This window comes from Actinacidiphila glaucinigra, from assembly GCF_035918135.1.
GTDB lineage: Bacteria > Actinomycetota > Actinomycetes > Streptomycetales > Streptomycetaceae > Actinacidiphila > Actinacidiphila glaucinigra.
In genome coordinates this window covers 7,669,808-7,685,221 of record NZ_CP109144.1, presented here as the reverse complement: position 1 = coordinate 7,685,221, position 15,414 = coordinate 7,669,808, and the positions used below count along the sequence as shown (strand labels likewise).

Annotated in this window: 16 protein-coding genes; 8 read left to right on the top strand and 8 right to left on the bottom strand. The window is 73.9% G+C overall.

Features of this window, described 5'->3' with window-relative positions:
- Positions 1-63 precede the first annotated feature (63 nt).
- From OIE69_RS34665 to OIE69_RS34645, 5 genes are all read right to left on the bottom strand, one after another.
- Complete coding sequence (locus OIE69_RS34665) at positions 64-696, bottom strand: SRPBCC family protein (protein WP_326578560.1); 633 nt, start codon at positions 694-696, stop codon at positions 64-66.
- Positions 697-862: 166 nt separating this feature from the next.
- Entirely contained in the window at positions 863-2,980 is a 2,118-nt protein-coding gene (locus OIE69_RS34660) for an ATP-binding SpoIIE family protein phosphatase (RefSeq protein WP_326578558.1), read from the bottom strand.
- Positions 2,981-3,153: 173 nt separating this feature from the next.
- Positions 3,154-3,699, bottom strand: a complete 546-nt coding sequence (locus tag OIE69_RS34655; RefSeq protein ID WP_326578557.1) for a winged helix-turn-helix domain-containing protein — start codon at positions 3,697-3,699, stop codon at positions 3,154-3,156.
- A 94-nt stretch (positions 3,700-3,793) separates the two neighbouring features.
- Positions 3,794-3,922: a hypothetical protein gene (locus OIE69_RS34650; protein WP_326581585.1), complete on the bottom strand. Its 129-nt coding sequence runs from the start codon at positions 3,920-3,922 to the stop codon at positions 3,794-3,796.
- Between the two features lie 69 nt (positions 3,923-3,991).
- Positions 3,992-4,153: a hypothetical protein gene (locus tag OIE69_RS34645; protein WP_326578555.1), complete on the bottom strand. Its 162-nt coding sequence runs from the start codon at positions 4,151-4,153 to the stop codon at positions 3,992-3,994.
- Positions 4,154-4,241: 88 nt separating this feature from the next.
- Between OIE69_RS34645 and OIE69_RS34640 the strand changes: the two genes are divergently transcribed.
- Positions 4,242-6,320, top strand: coding sequence for an FUSC family protein (locus OIE69_RS34640; RefSeq protein ID WP_326578553.1), 2,079 nt, complete (start codon positions 4,242-4,244; stop codon positions 6,318-6,320).
- A gap of 69 nt (positions 6,321-6,389) precedes the next feature.
- Here OIE69_RS34640 and OIE69_RS34635 read toward each other — a convergent pair whose 3' ends face one another.
- On the bottom strand, positions 6,390-7,613 hold the full coding sequence (locus OIE69_RS34635) for an acyl-CoA dehydrogenase family protein (protein ID WP_326578551.1): 1,224 nt from the start codon (positions 7,611-7,613) through the stop codon (positions 6,390-6,392).
- A 128-nt stretch (positions 7,614-7,741) separates the two neighbouring features.
- Here OIE69_RS34635 and OIE69_RS34630 point away from each other — a divergent pair, with 128 nt between their 5' ends.
- The gene (locus tag OIE69_RS34630) at positions 7,742-8,392 is read left to right on the top strand and encodes a TetR family transcriptional regulator (protein WP_326578549.1); all 651 of its coding nucleotides are present in this window, start codon (positions 7,742-7,744) and stop codon (positions 8,390-8,392) included.
- Here OIE69_RS34630 and def read toward each other — a convergent pair.
- Positions 8,389-8,946: a peptide deformylase gene (def, locus tag OIE69_RS34625; protein ID WP_326578547.1), complete on the bottom strand. Its 558-nt coding sequence runs from the start codon at positions 8,944-8,946 to the stop codon at positions 8,389-8,391. The genes OIE69_RS34630 and def overlap by 4 nt on opposite strands.
- A gap of 162 nt (positions 8,947-9,108) precedes the next feature.
- Here def and OIE69_RS34620 point away from each other — a divergent pair, with 162 nt between their 5' ends.
- From OIE69_RS34620 to OIE69_RS34595, 6 genes are all read left to right on the top strand, one after another.
- Positions 9,109-10,347: a MurT ligase domain-containing protein gene (locus OIE69_RS34620; RefSeq protein WP_326578545.1), complete on the top strand. Its 1,239-nt coding sequence runs from the start codon at positions 9,109-9,111 to the stop codon at positions 10,345-10,347.
- A 32-nt stretch (positions 10,348-10,379) separates the two neighbouring features.
- Entirely contained in the window at positions 10,380-11,108 is a 729-nt protein-coding gene (locus OIE69_RS34615) for a type 1 glutamine amidotransferase (protein ID WP_018561605.1), read from the top strand.
- 188 nt (positions 11,109-11,296) lie between these two features.
- Entirely contained in the window at positions 11,297-12,322 is a 1,026-nt protein-coding gene (locus OIE69_RS34610) for a 6-phosphofructokinase (protein ID WP_326578543.1), read from the top strand.
- Between the two features lie 147 nt (positions 12,323-12,469).
- A complete protein-coding gene (locus OIE69_RS34605; protein WP_326578541.1) occupies positions 12,470-13,423 on the top strand; it encodes a cytochrome c oxidase assembly protein in 954 nt (317 codons plus the stop codon).
- Between the two features lie 31 nt (positions 13,424-13,454).
- A complete protein-coding gene (locus OIE69_RS34600) occupies positions 13,455-14,507 on the top strand; it encodes a hypothetical protein (protein WP_326578539.1) in 1,053 nt (350 codons plus the stop codon).
- A gap of 71 nt (positions 14,508-14,578) precedes the next feature.
- Positions 14,579-14,740: a hypothetical protein gene (locus OIE69_RS34595; protein ID WP_018561609.1), complete on the top strand. Its 162-nt coding sequence runs from the start codon at positions 14,579-14,581 to the stop codon at positions 14,738-14,740.
- A 123-nt stretch (positions 14,741-14,863) separates the two neighbouring features.
- Here OIE69_RS34595 and OIE69_RS34590 read toward each other — a convergent pair whose 3' ends face one another.
- Positions 14,864-15,400, bottom strand: coding sequence for an SRPBCC family protein (locus OIE69_RS34590; RefSeq protein WP_326578536.1), 537 nt, complete (start codon positions 15,398-15,400; stop codon positions 14,864-14,866).
- Positions 15,401-15,414 lie beyond the last annotated feature (14 nt).

Sequence of the window (15,414 nt, the reverse complement as noted above, 5' to 3'; positions counted from 1 at the left end):
GGGCACGTACGACGTCCAGCCTGTCAGCCGACCGGCCGGGTGGCCGGGATTCCGGCGGATCCGTCAGCTGCCCGTGCCGATCCGGCCCTGACCTGCTACACGGGCCATCGCACGGCGCAGCCCCCTGGCCGGCGGCGCGGGGACGGCCCCCGCCGGTGCCGGTGCCGGTGCCGGTGCTCGGGCCTGGCCCGCGAGGAGCGCTCCGGTCGTCGCCGACGGTGGTGGCGGGGGCGGCATCGGGGGCTGCGGCATGATGCCGTGGTCGCCCAGGGCCTCGCGCAGCCGGCGCGCGTCCTCCGGGAGGTCGCGGCGCCAGGCCCAGCCGAGGAAGGGGCCCAGCAGCAGCATGCCGCCGCCGAGCTGGCAGGTGACCTGCAGCTGGACGAACGCGCCCCGCGAGTGCGGCAGCATCCGGAACGCGAACTCGGGCGTCTGGGTGCCCAGCGGGCTCCACATCCGCCGGCCTCGGTAGGTGATCCGCCGGCAGGGCTGGAAGACCGAGCAGACCAGCCGGTGCTCCCGGTGGCGGCCCGGATAGTGGTAGCGGTAGACGGCCCGCTCGCCGGGGGTGATGGCGTCGGCCGCCACGGCGGCGACACCGGAGTTCCACGACGCGAGGTTGCGGGCGTCGGCAAGGTAGTCGAAGACCTCTTCCACGGTACGGGTGACGATCACGCTCGTAGACACCGTCGGCATCGCAGACCTCCCCGGTGCCGGCGCGGCCAGCATGTGAGCAGAGTGGCTTCTTGGCTCCTCACCGACAGCCTGCGTCCAATCGGGCGGTGTGTCGTGGCGGGTGAGCCGTCCGGGTGAATCCGGGGCACGTGACCGGCGCGAACGGTGTGCGGCCGGACCCTCGCGGTCAGTGCCGGACGGGCTCCGTACCGCTCCTGCGGTCGCGGAATTCGCACCACACTGCCTTGCCCGAACCGTGCGGCTCCACACCCCACGCGTCCGCCAGGCGGTCGACCAGCAGCAGACCGCGTCCGGACACCTCGCGCTCGCCGGGCTGTCGGCGGCGCGGCCAGTTCGCCGCCAGGTCGTGCACCTCGATGCGCAGCCGCCGGGTGACGTCCGGCGTGGCGTGGGCCGGCGACGGGTCGGGGAGCATGCGCAGGGTGAGCAGGGCGCCGCCGTCGGTGTGCACCAGCGCGTTGGTGATCAGCTCTCCGGCGGCGAGTTCGGCCTCGTCGACCCGGTCGCGCAGGCCCCAGCCCGCCATGGCGTCGCGGACCAGTGCCCGGGCCTCGGAGAGCGCCTCGGGGTCGCCGGGGGCGATGTGCCGGTGCAGCCGGTGCGGCGGGTGCGGGGAGGCGTCGCTGTCGCGCCGGAGCAGCAGCAGGGCCATGTCGTCGTCGGTGGCCTGTTCGCCCATGACGGCGGTGAGGTGGTCGGCGAGGGCCGGGACCTCGCGGGGGCCCTCGCACAGCGCCGCGGACAGCCGCCGCACACCGACGTCGAGGTCGGCGCCGGGCCGCTCGACGAGTCCGTCACTGAACATCAGGAGGGTCTCGCCGGGGCCGAGTTCGGCGGGGGTGACGGGGTAGTCGGGCCTGCCGAACTGGGCGGACAGGCCGAGCGGCAGCCCGCCCGCGGTGGGCAGTACGCGGACGGTGCCGTCGGACAGCCGCACCAGCGGGTCGATGTGCCCGGCGCGCACCAGCAGGGCGGACCCGGTGGCCGGGTCGACCTGGGCGTACAGGCAGGTGGCGAAGCGGTCGGTGTCCAGCTCGTGCAGGAAGGCCGAGGCGCGCGCCATGACGCTGGCGGGCGGGTGGCCCTCGCCGGCGTAGGCGCGCAGCGCGATCCGCAACTGGCCCATGACGGCCGTCGCGTGGGTGTCGTGGCCCTGGACGTCGCCGATGATGACGGCGACCCGGCCGCCGGGCATCGCCACCACGTCGTACCAGTCGCCGCCGATGTCCCTGGCCAGCCGGGCGGAGCGGTAGCGCACCGCGATCTCGGTGCCGGGGATGCGCGGGATGGTGCGGGGCAGCATCGCGGTCTGCAGACCCTGCGCGATGTCGTGCTCCTGGTCGAAGAGGATGGCGCGCTGCAGGCTCTGCGCGATGCTGCCGCTCAGCGCGATCAGCAGATGGCGCTCCTGCGGCGAGAAACCCTGCTTGTGGCGGTACAGCAGGCCCAGGGCGCCGATGGGCTGGCCCTGGGCGATCAGCGGGAGGTAGGCGGCGGCGGAGGCGCCGAGCGGCTCGATGTGCGGCCACAGCTTGGGGTAGCGCCGGGCGAACTCCTCGCCGGAGGTGATGAAGCGCGGGACGAGGGTCCGTACGACCTCGCTCATCGGGAACTCGTCCTCGATCCGCGTGTACTGCAGCGACGGCACCCAGCTGTCGGCCTTGGCGTCGCTCACCACGTGGACCCGGCCGGCCTCGACCTGGCCGAGGAAGAGGCTGGCTATGCCGAGCCGGTCCATCCTGGGGTTCCCGGTGAGGGCCGCGGTCACGTCGCGCACGGTCACGGCCTGGGCCAGCGACGCGGTGACCTCCATGACCAGGTTGCTCTCGGCCGGGCGGTCCTCGTCCGCGCGCAGGCACTCCGCGGCCTGGGCGAGTTCGTCGGTGGCGTCGCTGACGAGGCCTATCACCCGGTTCGCCCGGCCGGTCTCGTCGCGGACGATGCGGCCCTGGAAGCGGACCCAGCCGCGGCGGCCGTCGCCACGGGTGAGCCGGCCGAAGGCGAGGAAGGAGGAGCGGCCCTCGCCGAGTGCCTGGGTGATCGCCGCGGTGACGTCGGTCGCCTCGTCGGGCGACAGCCGGGCGAACAGCGCCTTCGGGTCGCCGTCGAAGTCCTCCGGGCGCAGGTCCACCGTCCGCAGGGCGTGCTCGTCGAGGTGCAGGCGGTCGCGGTCGAGGTCCCAGTCAAAGCCGCCGACGTCGTTGAGCGACATCCGGGCGGCGGCGGGAGCCGGCCAGGCCACCGTCGCGGGCGCAGGGGGCGCCCACTCCCGAGACTCAGCCATCACGCCCTCCGGACCCGCTCCCCGCTGCGCCGACGCCGGAACGGGGAAAGCGTACCCATACTCCGGTGGGGGGCCATGTTACAGGCGTGACGTGTGGGAGAGCCGGGTTTCCGCCGGTTCCGGGGACGCCCCCCGGCGGCCGCCCGGCCCCCTCCTTCCGTCCGCCGGACGGCTCAGCGGACCGAAGACGGCGCGTACTTGTAGCCGACCCGGCGCACGGTGACGATGCTGGCGCGGTGTTCGGGGCCGAGCTTGCGCCGCAGCCGGGCGATGTGGACGTCCACGGTGCGCCCGTCGCCCACGTGGCCGTACCCCCAGACCGTGGTGACGAGCTGGTCGCGGGTGTGCACGCGGTGCGGGTGCGCCACCAGATGGGCGAGCAGCTCGAACTCCAGGTAGGTGAGGTCGAGCGCGCGCCCCTGTACCTGAGCGACACGGCGCTCGGCGTCGACGGTCACCGGCAGGCCGGCGGGTGCCGGGGGCTCGGGCGGCGCCTGCCCCTCGACGGGGACGAGGACGAGGTAGCCGACCATCGGCGGCCCGCCCGCGCCCGGGGGCATCAGGTGGCCGGGGGCGGGCAGCCAGGTCGAGCCGGGCGGGAGGAAGTCCGGAACCGGCGGGACGTCACCCGCGCGGGCGTCCCCGGTGCGGACGGCGCGCAGGTGCTGGCGGTTGGCGGCGGGCAGGGGCAGTGACTGGGTGCTGGTGCTGGAGGACATACGGGTCTCGGCTCTCGCGCGAAGGGTCGTCGGACGACGTGTTGCGCGGGACCGCCGGGAGGCCGGCAGCGGGCGGCGACCGGGAGGGACGGCGTCAGCTGTGGACCGGGGTCCGCGCGGGGACCGCGCGACAACACTCCCGGTCGAACTGGTACTCCTGCCTGGACGGCCAGAACGGCTCGAGGTCGCTGCGACCTGTCGCGGTGTCAATGAGGCTGGCCATGGCACCCATTGAACCAGACCTGGCGCCCACCGGGACAGGGAGAACCCGCCTCACGGCCCTGACCAGGCATTACAGCGGTTGCGGCTCGGGCTGTGGCTCGGGGCCGGGCTCCGGCTGCGGGGGCGGCGCGGGCACCGGATCGGGGGTCGGGCCGGGAACGGGATGCGGGGCGGGCGGCACGGGGTCGGGCGGGAAGGGCGGCACCGTGGCGCGGCGTGCTGGGACGGTCATGACGTTCTGCCTCCTCGGACTCGCCGGAACGGATCTTGCGCTGCGCTTACCCGGCCCTCCCCGTCCTACCCGTCCTATCCTCGGCCTCATGACCTGGTTGCGCGCCCTGCGCCGCAGCGCCCGCGAGGGGCTGCGGATCGAGCGCGCCGGGCTCGAACCGCTCGTCGCGCTGCGCGCCGCGGCGGGCGTCGCCATCGTCATCGGCCTGTCGCTGTGGCTGGCCGGCCCCCTGGTCGCCGCCTCCTCCGCGTTCGGCGCCTTCGCCTCCGGCATGGCCACCTTCCAGCGCAGCTGGCGGCCCCGGCCGGTGCTGGCGCTGGTCGCCGGTGGCGGGCTGGCCGTCAGCACCTTCCTGGGCTACCTGGCGGGGGCGCACTGGTGGGTGTTCGTGGCGCTGCTGGCGGTCTGGGCCTTCCTGGCGGGCATGGCCTGGGCGCTGGGGCCCACCGCGGGCATCGTCTCGTCGCTGACCGTCGCCGTCATGCTGGTCGTGATCACCCTGCCGACGTCCGCGCTGAGCGCCTTCGGCCACGCCCTGGTCATCGCGGCGGGCGGGGTCGTGCAGGCGGCGCTGATCATGCTGTTCCCGGTACGCCGCTGGGGCCGGCAGCGCGACGCGCTGGCCGACGCCTTCGCGGCGGAGGCCGACTACGCGCGGCGGCTGCGACACGACCCGTTCGCGCCGTTCGACCCCGAGCCGCTGATGACCGCGCGCAGCGCGGCCGTCATCACCGACCGGCAGGCGCGGCGGCGTCCGGCCGCGCTGCGCGGGAAGCGGGTGCTGGCCGAGCGCATCCGCCCCGTCCTGACCTCGCTCGCCGATCCGACGGTCGGCGCCGCCGCCGAGGGGCCGGAGCGCGACCGGGCCCGCGAACTGCTCGCCGCGGCGGCCTCGGTGCTGGACGCGGTGGCACGCGCGGTGCGCGAGGCCGAGCCGGTGCGCGTACCGCCGGAGGCGGAGTCCGTGGTGCTCGTCGAACCCGCACCGGAGGAGCAGTTGACCGGGCCCGCACGGCGCACCGCCCTGCGGCTCGTCGCGCTGCTCAGCGAGGCGGTCTCCTCCGCCACGGGCCGCGGCGGCTCGGTGAGCACCGACACCGCCCACCTGCGCCGCCCCAGCGTGCCCGAACTCCTGCCGCTCGCCGTGCGCACCGTGCGGCGCGAGGCCCGCTTCGACTCCCCCGTCTTCCGGCACGCCGTCCGGCTGGCCGCCGTCACCCCCGCGGGCTACGCCCTCGGCGCGGCCCTGCCGCTCGGTCACGGCTACTGGGCGCCGCTGACCTCGGTGCTGGTGATGCGGCCCGACTTCTCGCAGACGTACGGCCGCAGCGTGGCCCGCTTCGTCGGGACCCTCGCGGGCGTCACCGTGGCGACCGCGGTGATGCAGTCCTTCGCCCCGGGGCCGTACCCCTGCGCCGTGCTGGCGGTGGTGTCCGTCGCCCTGATGTACGGGCTGATGCGCACCGGTTATCTGGTCTCCCAGGTGGCCGCGTCGGCGTACGTGGTCTTCCTGCTCGGCATGGCCGGTTCCAGCTGGACGCAGACGGTGCCCGACCGCGTGCTGCTCACGATGCTCGGCGGGGTGCTGGCGATGGCCGCGTACGCGCTCTTCCCGGCGTGGGAGACCCCGCGGCTGCGGAACCGCCTGGCCGACCGCGTCAAGGCCACCGGGCGGTACGCCGCCGCCGCGATGGAGGCCCACGCCTCCCCCGCGCGGGGGAGGCGCGAGGCCGTGCGCGCGGCCCTGCTGGACGCCCGCGCGGCCGCGCTCGCCTGGGACCAGGCCGTCGCCCGCGCCGACGCCGAACCCGTGCGGGGCCGCGGCCTGTCCCGCCGCGCCGCCGACGGCGCCGACGCGGCCCTGTCGGCCATGGGCCGCGTCCCCATGCTCATGGAGGCCCACCTCCCGGCCCCCGACGCCGCCCCGGTCCCGGACGCCGCGCCCTTCGCCCGGCACCTGCGCACGGCCACGGCGGACGCCGCCACCGCGGTCCGCGAACGACGCCCCCCGGACTTCGCCCCGGTGCGCGCCACCCTGGAGGCCTGGCCGCGCTCGGACGCCGACCGCATCGTCCGGCGCAGCGCCGAACTCCTCATGGAGACCCTGGACGACCTCGAAGCCGCCCTGCGCCCCCGCCCCCGCGCGCGGACCGCCCGCCGCCGCTGACACCTCCCGGCGGGGGCACGGGGCCCCGGACGGCCGCGAACAGTGCGCCCGGCGGACAGGAGTCAGGCGTCAGCGGATGGGCATGCCCGACAGGGTGCGGGCGATCACGAGGCGCTGGATCTCGCTCGTGCCCTCGAAGATCGTGTAGATGGCGGCATCCCGGTGCATGCGTTCCACCGGGTACTCACGGGTGAAGCCGTTGCCGCCGAGGATCTGGATGGCCTGGGCGGTGACCTTCTTCGCCGTCTCGCTCGCGTACAGCTTGGACATCGAGCCCTCGGCCGAGGTGAAGGGCTTGCCCGAGATCGCCATCCAGGAGGCGCGCCAGACCAGCAGACGGGCCGCGTCGACCTGGGTGCGCATGTCGGCCAACTGGAAGGCGACGCCCTGGTTGTCGATGATGGGGCGGCCGAACTGGGTGCGGGTCATGGCGTAGTCGAGGGCGACCTCGTACGCGGCGCGGGCCGTGCCCACCGCCATCGCGCCGACGGCCGGACGGGAGGCCTCGAAGGTGGCCATGGCGGCGTTCTTCACGCGCTCGCCGCCCCCGGCCCGCTCGCGGGCCCGCGCGAGGCGCTCGTCCAGTTTCTCCTTGCCGCCGAGCAGGCAGCTCCCCGGGACACGGGCGCCGTCCAGTACCACCTCGGCGGTGTGCGAGGCGCGGATGCCGTGCTTCTTGAACTTCTGCCCCTGGGAGAGCCCGGGGGTGTTCGGCGGCACGATGAAGGAGGCGTGGCCCTTGGATCCGAGCTCCGGGTCGACGACGGCGACGACGACGTGGACGTTGGCTATGCCGCCGTTGGTCGCCCAGGTCTTGGTGCCGTTCAGGACCCACTCGTCCTTGGCCTCGTCGTACACGGCGGTGGTGCGCATCGAGCCGACGTCGGAGCCCGCGTCGGGCTCGGAGGAGCAGAAGGCGGCGACCTTCACGTCGTTGACGTCGCCGTACATCTGGGGGATCCAGGTGCCGATCTGCTCCTCGGTGCCGTTCGCCAGCACGCCGACGGCGGCCAGCCCGGTGCCGACGATGGACAGGCCGATGCCCGCGTCGCCCCAGAAGAGCTCCTCCATGGCGATCGGGATGCCGAGGCCGGTCGGGTCGAAGTACTGCTGGGCGTAGAAGTCGAGCGAGTAGAGTCCGATCTTCGCGGCCTCCTGGATCACCGGCCAGGGGGTCTCCTCGCGCTCGTCCCACTCCGCCGCAGCCGGGCGCATGACGTCGGCCGCGAAGCCGTGGATCCAGTCGCGCACCGATTTCTGGTCGTCGTCGAGCTCGAGCGAGAAGTCGCCCATGGTCCCCTCCACGTGCTTGTTACTTGCGGTAACGCCCAGTGTGTTACCGGCTGGTAAGGGATGTCAACCGGACTTGGGGTGTTACGTTGCGCAGGCGCGAGGAAATTCGAACGGGCGGGGAGGCTCGGGTGGACACCAGCCAGCGGCGGGAGCAGCGAACGGCATCCGCGGCGGAGGAGCGGCGCAGGGAGCTCCTCGAGGCCGCGGACCGCGTCGTGCTGCGGGACGGCCCCGAGGCGTCCATGAACGCCATCGCCGCCGAGGCGGGCATCACCAAGCCCATTCTGTACCGCCACTTCGGCGACAAGAGCGGACTTTACCGAGCCCTGGCAAAGCGCCACACCGACGCGCTGCTGGCCAACCTGCGGGCCGCCCTCGACGCGCCCAACGAGCGCCGCGACCGGGTGGAGGCCACGCTCGACGCGTACCTGTCGGCCATCGAGGCCCGTCCGCAGGTCTACCGCTTCCTGATGCACCCCGCCGAGAACGCCGCCGACTCCGATCGCGGATTCGACATCGGCCGCCACTCCGCCCCCGTGCTGCGCCGCATGGGCGAGGAACTGGCCGGCTTCATCGCCGAGCGGCTCGACCTCGGCCCGGAGGGCCAGGTCGCGGCACGGGTGTGGGGGCACGGCATCGTCGGCATGATGCACGCGGCCGGGGACTGGTGGCTGGGCGAACGCCCCGTCGCCCGCGACGTCCTCGTCCGCCACCTCGCGGACCTGCTGTGGGGCCGCCTCGCCGCCGTCGGCGACCGCCCGGGCGCGGCGCGCCTCTAGGCCTGAGCGCCCTCGCCGAGCGCCCAGGGGGCCCGGCGGGCCGCGCGCAGCGCGCGGTGGCGGCGCAGGCCGGTGAGCCGGTCGACGAACAGGCCGCCCTCGAGGTGGTCGCACTCGTGCTGGAGGCAGCGGGCGAAGAAGCCGGTGCCCTCCACGCGCAGCGGTGCGCCGTCCTTGTCGACGCCCTCGATGACGGTCTCGTCGTGCCGCGCGGTGCCCGCGTGCACGCCCGGCAGCGACAGGCAGCCCTCGTCGCCGGTCACCACGACCCCGTCGTTGTGCACGAGCCGGGGGTTGACCACATGTCCGAGGTGTCGGACGTCCTCGTCGTCCGGGCAGTCGAAGACGAACACCCGCAGTGGTACGCCGATCTGGTTCGCGGCCAGCCCCACTCCGTCGTGCGCGTACATCGTGGCGAACAAGTCCTCCACGAGAGAGGCGAGTTCGGCATCGAAGAGGGTCACGTCGCGGCAAGGTTCCCGGAGCCCGGGATCACCCAGCAGCCGCATCGGGCGGACGGTCCCGGAGCTGCCGGGGATGGGGGCGTGTCGCATGCCGGTCAGCGTACGGGGGCGGCTCGTTTCAGCCCCGGTGGGGGAAGTGGATAGGCTGATCGGCGACCGATGCCTTCCGGCCGGTGCAACGGCCCGGTGCGCACACCGCGGCCGACCGCCGGGAAGGTGAGCGGGGCCGGACGCGAGGAGGATGTGGAGACGATGGCAGGCAACGCGGAGCCACTGTCGCCGCGGGCGAAGCTGGCCGTGACGGCGGGCAAGGCCGCAGCGGCAGTGTCGCGGGCGGCGGGGCGCGGCAGCGGATCGGTGATCGGCGGCCGGGTGGCGCTGAAACTCGACCCTGATCTACTGGCCCGGCTGGCGACCCATCTCGACGTCGTGCTCGTTTCGGCCACCAACGGCAAGACCACCACGACGCGGCTCCTCGCCGAGGCGCTGCGCGCCAACGGCGAGGTCGTCTCCAACGCCCTGGGCGCCAACATGCCGGCCGGCATCACCTCGGCGCTCGCCGGCGGCTCCGAGGCGCGCTACGGCGTGATCGAGGTGGACGAGAAGTACCTGGCCGGCGTGGCCCGTGACGTCAAGCCCAAGGCCATCGCCCTGCTCAACCTCTCCCGGGACCAGCTGGACCGCGCCGCCGAGACCCGCATGCTCGCCGAGAAGTGGCGCGAGGGCCTGGCGGGCTCGGACGCCATCATCATCGCCAACGCCGACGACCCGCTGATCACCTGGGCCGCCTCCTCGTGCCCGACCGTCGTCTGGGTCGCCGCCGGCCAGGAGTGGAAGGACGACGCCTGGTCCTGCCCCTCGTGCGGCGGTGTCCTGCAGCGGCCTGCCGAGGACTGGTTCTGCGGCGAGTGCGGTTTCCGCCGCCCGACGGCGACCTGGGCGCTCTCCGGCGACCACGTGATCGACCCGTACGGGTCCGCGTGGCCGATCCAGCTCCAGCTGCCCGGCCGCGCCAACAAGTCCAACGCCGCCGTGTCCGCCGCCGCGGCGGCCGCCTTCGGGGTGGACCCCAAGGTCGCCCTGGAGCGGATGTACAAGGTGCAGGCCGTCGCCGGCCGCTACGACGTGGTGCAGTTCCACGACCGCGACGTCCGGCTGCTGCTCGCGAAGAACCCCGCCGGCTGGCTGGAGACCTTCTCGCTGATCGACGGCCCGCCGACCCCGGTGATCCTCTCGGTGAACGCCCGCGGGGCCGACGGCACGGACACCTCCTGGCTGTGGGACGTGGACTACACCCGTCTGGCCGGGCATCCGATCCGGGTCATCGGCGACCGGAAGCTGGACCTCGCGGTCCGCCTGGAGGTCGCGGGCCTGGACTTCCAGGTGTGCCAGGACTTCGACGAGGCGGTGCGCACCTCGCCGGCCGGCCGGATCGAGGCCATCGCCAACTACACCGCCTTCCAGGACCTCCGCCGCCGCGTCGGCAACTGACCGAAGACCCGTTTCGACAGGAGAAACACGCTGTGAGCGACTCCAGCCTGCGTCTGGTGTGGGTCTACCCCGACCTGCTGAGCACCTACGGTGACCAGGGCAACGTCCTGGTCACCGAGCGCCGGGCCCGCCAGCGGCGGGTGCCGGTCACCCGGATCGACGTACGGTCCGACCAGCCGATCCCGACCTCCGGTGACATCTACCTCATCGGCGGCGGCGAGGACCGCCCGCAGCGGTTGGCCGCCGAGCGGCTGCGCCGCGACGGCGGGCTGAACCGCGCGGTCGACAACGGCGCCATCGTCTTCTCGGTGTGCGCCGGCTACCAGATCATCGGCCACGAGTTCGTCAACGACCTCGGCCGCCCCGAGCCGGGCCTCGGCCTGCTGGACGTGGTGAGCGTCCGCGGCGAGGGCGAGCGCTGCGTCGGCGACGTGCTGGCCGACATCGACCCCGCGCTCGGCCTGCCGCCGCTGACCGGCTTCGAGAACCACCAGGGCGTCACCCATGTCGGCAAGAACGCCCGCCCCCTGGCGCGGACCCGCTTCGGCAACGGCAACGGCACCGGCGACGGCACCGAGGGCGCGTACAACGAGACCGTCTTCGGCACCTACATGCACGGCCCCGTCATGGCCCGCAACCCGCAGATCGCGGACATGCTGATCAAGCTGGCGATGGACGTCAGGGCGCTGCCGCCGGTCGACGACCAGTGGTACGAGGCGCTGCGCGCCGAGCGCATCGCGGCGGCGAGCCAGCCCGCCTGAGGCCCGCACCGTCGCGGGCCGGACCGGGGGACAACGGGGCCGGGGCCGGGTGGTGTCCGCACTGCGGGCGGCGTTTCCGCCGCCCGGACCCGGCTCGATAACCTAGGCGGCAGCGGTGCGCGTCGCCGCGGGTCCATCCGGACGACGAGGTCCGGCGCCCGGATCGATCTTTCAGGAGTAACCAGCAAATGCGTATTGGTGTGCTGACGAGCGGCGGCGACTGCCCCGGCCTCAACGCCGTCATCCGGTCGGTCGTGCACCGCGCGGTCGTCGACCACGGGGACGAGGTCATAGGCTTCCACGACGGGTGGAAGGGCCTCCTCGAGTGCGACTACCGCAAGCTCGACCTCGACGCCGTGGGCGGCATCCTGGCCCGTGGCGGCACCATCCTCGGCTCCTCCCGGGTCCGCCCCGAGCACCTGCGGGACGGTGTCGAGCGGGCCAAGGGCCACGTCGCCGACCTGGGCCTGGACGCGATCATCCCGATCGGCGGCGAGGGCACCCTCAAGGCCGCCCGGCTGCTGTCCGACAACGGCCTGCCGATCGTGGGCGTGCCCAAGACGATCGACAACGACATCGCCTCCACCGACGTCACCTTCGGCTTCGACACCGCCGTGACGGTGGCCACCGAGGCGCTGGACCGTCTGAAGACCACCGCCGAGTCGCACCAGCGCGTGCTGATCGTCGAGGTCATGGGCCGGCACACCGGCTGGATCGCCCTGCACTCCGGCATGGCCGCCGGCGCGCACGCGATCGTCGTGCCGGAGCGCCCCTTCGACGTCGACGAGCTGACCCAGCGGGTCGGCGAGCGCTTCTCCGCGGGCAAGAAGTTCGCGATCGTCGTGGTCTCGGAGGGCGCGAAGCCGCGCGAGGGCACGATGGACTTCGCGTCGGGCGTCAAGGACGTCTACGGCCACGAGCGCTTCACCGGCATCGCCACCCGGCTCTCGATCGAGCTGGAGGAGCGGCTGGGCAAGGAGGCCCGCCCGGTCATCCTCGGCCACGTGCAGCGCGGCGGCACCCCCACCGCCTACGACCGGGTGCTGGCCACCCGCTTCGGCTGGCACGCGGTCGAGGCCGCGCACAACGGCGACTTCGGCATGATGACGGCGCTGCGCGGCACCGACATCACGCTGGTACCGCTGGCCGAGGCCGTCGAGCACCTCAAGACCGTCCCGGCCGAGCGGTACGTCGAGGCCGAGTGCGTGCTGTGACGCGCTGATCGCCCTCCCAGGCCCTGTCGCCGCCCCCGGTCGCAAGCGCGGCCGGGGGCGGCTCTAGTCTGGTGCGGGCGCACCCGCCCCAACCGGCACATTGCCGACGGCGCGGTGCGTGCGGCAGGCGCGACAGGAGAGTGACGGATGGACCACGGCGGACACGGGATGACGACGGAGCTCCCGCCGTTCACCCTCGGCCGGGGGCTCGAGTTCAGCGGGGATCCGGTCTTCCTGGCCGGCTGTGTGCTCGCGCTCGTGCTCTACGGCTGGGGGGTCGTACGGCTGCTGCGGCGCGGCGACCGCTGGCCCGCCGGCCGGATCGTCGCCTTCGTCGCCGGAGTGCTCTCCATCGCCCTGGTGATGTGCACCGCGCTGAACGAGTACGGCATGGTCATGTTCAGCGTCCACATGGTGCAGCACATGGTCGTCAGCATGGTCTCCCCCATCCTGCTGCTGCTGGGCGCCCCGGTGACCCTGACCCTGCGGGCGCTGCCGGCGGCGGGACGCGGCCGCAAGGGCCCGCGGGAGCTGCTGGTGGCGCTGCTGCACAGCCGCTACATGCGGGTGATCACGCATCCGGCGTTCACCATCCCGCTGTTCATCGCCAGCCTGTACGGGCTCTACTTCACCCCGCTGTTCGACACCCTCATGGGCAGCCGGACCGGGCACATCGCGATGATGGTCCACTTCCTCGCCGTGGGCCTGGTGTTCTTCTGGCCGATCATGGGCGTGGACCCGGGACCGAACCGGCCGAGCCATGTGATGCGCATCCTGGAGCTGTTCGCCGGGATGCCGTTCCACGCCTTCTTCGGCATCGCCCTGATGATGGCGAGCGAGCCGATGATCGGCGCCTTCCGGCACCCGCCCGCCTCGCTGGGGATCGACGCGCTGGACGACCAGACCGCGGCCGGCGGCATCGCGTGGGCGTTCAGCGAGATCCCGTCGGTGATCGTCCTCGTGGCGCTGCTGATCCAGTGGTACACCTCGGACCAGCGCCAGGCGCGTCGCAAGGACCGCGCCGCGGACCGTGACGGCGACGCGGAACTGGCAGCCTACAACGCGTACTTGGCATCCTTGGAGGCACGGGGTCGCGGCTGACGGGGCCGCCCGCCGCGAAGGGAGGCCCGCGATGGGCGACCAGGTACGGATATCGGGCGACGCGCTGCAGTTGCCGGGCGGCGTGACGGTGCGCTTCATGCGCACCCTGCGGCTGCCGGAGACGGGGACGCATCCGCTCCCACCCGGGATCGGGACCTTCCCGCTGCGCCGGGTCTCGGACCATCCCGACACCGCGCCCCAGGAGTGGCTCGCGCGGGGCGGGGTCATGCTGCCCGTCTACCAGCGCGAGGCCATGTGGCTCAGCTTCTCGGCCTCCGCGCCGGCCGCGCTCCAGGTGGGCGTCGGCAAGGTGTGCGCGGTGTCGGGACGGCCGTGGAGCGACCGGCTGTCGCAGGACCCGCAGAACTACGTGGTGCTGCCGCGTCAGCCGTGGCTGGACGGCATCAACTCCGGCTCCGGGACGATCCGGCAGTTCGTGGCCGTGCCGCTGGGCCTGGGCGCGACCGTCGAGGGCCAGGTCACCGGCGAGGAGGTCTGGGGCGGGGTGCAGTTGCAGGTGTCCGAACTCGGCGAGGAGCAACTGGCCGCGTGGCGGGCCGAGCAGCGGCGCCGGGAGAGCACCCGTCGCGCGGCCTTCGGCGGCTACGGCGGCGCTCCGGGGGCGATGCCGATGGCCGCCCCGGCGGCCGCACCGCCGCCGGCCCCGGGGGGCGCACCGCGCCCGGCGGGGGGTGCGACACGGTCCCCGGTCTCCATGGGCCTGGGCGCGGGCGGCCGGATGCGGCAGGAGGTCTACCGCGACGACCGCAAGCCGTCCGACTGGCGCGACAGGCCCTCGGGCCGGGTCTTCGTCCACCTCACGACGGTGCCGGAATGGCGCCGCATCACCGGCGAGCCGGCTCCTCCCTCCCCGGTGAACCGCGCGGCGTACACCGCCGCCGGACTGCCCTGGTTCGACTACTACGACGCCGACGCGGAGGACCTGGCGGCCCCCGGCACGCTCGGCCGCGTGAAGCCGGTCGGCGACTGGCTCGGCGAGGACGAGTCGCCGTGGGTGGCACCGCACCCGGGTCAGGTGACGCAACTGGGGGACGGGAACCAGGTCACCGACGGCGACTGGTAGCGCACGGCGGGCGGCGGCGGGACCATGGAGTCCGGGCCGCCTCCCCGCGGCCCCCGGGGAGGAGGCCAGGAATGCACACACCTGCGAAGGCGATGATCACGTGCACGGTGGCGTGTCTGGTCGCCGTGACCGCGTACACGGTCGCGCTCGGCCCCAACGGCTGGGTGTGGTTCGCCTGGGTCGTCCTCATGCTGGCCACGATCGGGGTGTTCGCGATCCGCACCCCGCGCTGAGGGTTCCGCGTAAGGCCCCGTACCGTGACCCGGCGGTCGGGCGAGGCGACAGGGCGGCGGGGCCGGCCCCGCCGCGCATCGGGCGGGTAGCCGGAGTGGGCCCCGGCGACCGGCGTCCCGCCGTCAGGGCCTCGTCGGGGCGGCGTGCGCGTCCCGGGCGGCGATCGCCCCGAGGCGGCGCAGGTCGTCGGTGAGGTCACCGCTGCGGTCGAGGTGGGCCGGGACCAGCCTGCCCACGAGCCACCGGAACCAGCGGGGCGTGTTCCGCATCCGGTAGGTCTGCACCACCCGGGTCCCCGTACCGGACCGCTCCAGTGCGATGGTCCAGTCGGTGCTGTCGGGGAACAGCGGGGTGGCGACGGTGCGCCAGGTGATCCGGTGCGGCGGCTCGAACTCCACGATCTCGCAGACCCGGCTCCAGCGCAGCCGGCCCGATCGGTTGTACCCGCGGAAGCGGGCGCCCGGCGCCGCCGACGTCGCCCCGCGCAGCCATCCGACCCGGTGGCACTCGTGGCTCCACTCGCTGGTCCGGGTCACGTCCGCGACGACGCGCCACACGGCCTCGGCCGGCGCGTCGACGACCACCTCGGTGCGGCACGCGCGGGCGACGCCCCGCTCCGTCCCGTCGCCGTTCCCCTTGCTTTCGCCGTTGTCCCTCATCGCTTCCTCCCCCT

Excerpts from the sequence above, each read along its gene's own strand:
- def (WP_326578547.1), bottom strand. The coding sequence starts at position 8,946 with ATGCGACACGCCCCCATCCCCGGCAGCTCCGGGACCGTCCGCCCGATG.
- OIE69_RS34595 (WP_018561609.1), top strand. The coding sequence starts at position 14,579 with ATGCACACACCTGCGAAGGCGATGATCACGTGCACGGTGGCGTGTCTG.
- OIE69_RS34665 (WP_326578560.1), bottom strand. The coding sequence starts at position 696 with ATGCCGACGGTGTCTACGAGCGTGATCGTCACCCGTACCGTGGAAGAG.
- OIE69_RS34610 (WP_326578543.1), top strand. The coding sequence starts at position 11,297 with ATGCGTATTGGTGTGCTGACGAGCGGCGGCGACTGCCCCGGCCTCAAC.
- OIE69_RS34635 (WP_326578551.1), bottom strand. The coding sequence starts at position 7,613 with ATGGGCGACTTCTCGCTCGAGCTCGACGACGACCAGAAATCGGTGCGC.
- OIE69_RS34655 (WP_326578557.1), bottom strand. The coding sequence starts at position 3,699 with ATGTCCTCCAGCACCAGCACCCAGTCACTGCCCCTGCCCGCCGCCAAC.
- OIE69_RS34650 (WP_326581585.1), bottom strand. The coding sequence starts at position 3,922 with ATGGCCAGCCTCATTGACACCGCGACAGGTCGCAGCGACCTCGAGCCG.
- OIE69_RS34645 (WP_326578555.1), bottom strand. The coding sequence starts at position 4,153 with ATGACCGTCCCAGCACGCCGCGCCACGGTGCCGCCCTTCCCGCCCGAC.
- OIE69_RS34660 (WP_326578558.1), bottom strand. The coding sequence starts at position 2,980 with ATGGCTGAGTCTCGGGAGTGGGCGCCCCCTGCGCCCGCGACGGTGGCC.
- OIE69_RS34620 (WP_326578545.1), top strand. The coding sequence starts at position 9,109 with ATGGCAGGCAACGCGGAGCCACTGTCGCCGCGGGCGAAGCTGGCCGTG.
- OIE69_RS34640 (WP_326578553.1), top strand. The coding sequence starts at position 4,242 with ATGACCTGGTTGCGCGCCCTGCGCCGCAGCGCCCGCGAGGGGCTGCGG.
- OIE69_RS34600 (WP_326578539.1), top strand. The coding sequence starts at position 13,455 with ATGGGCGACCAGGTACGGATATCGGGCGACGCGCTGCAGTTGCCGGGC.
- OIE69_RS34605 (WP_326578541.1), top strand. The coding sequence starts at position 12,470 with ATGGACCACGGCGGACACGGGATGACGACGGAGCTCCCGCCGTTCACC.
- OIE69_RS34590 (WP_326578536.1), bottom strand. The coding sequence starts at position 15,400 with ATGAGGGACAACGGCGAAAGCAAGGGGAACGGCGACGGGACGGAGCGG.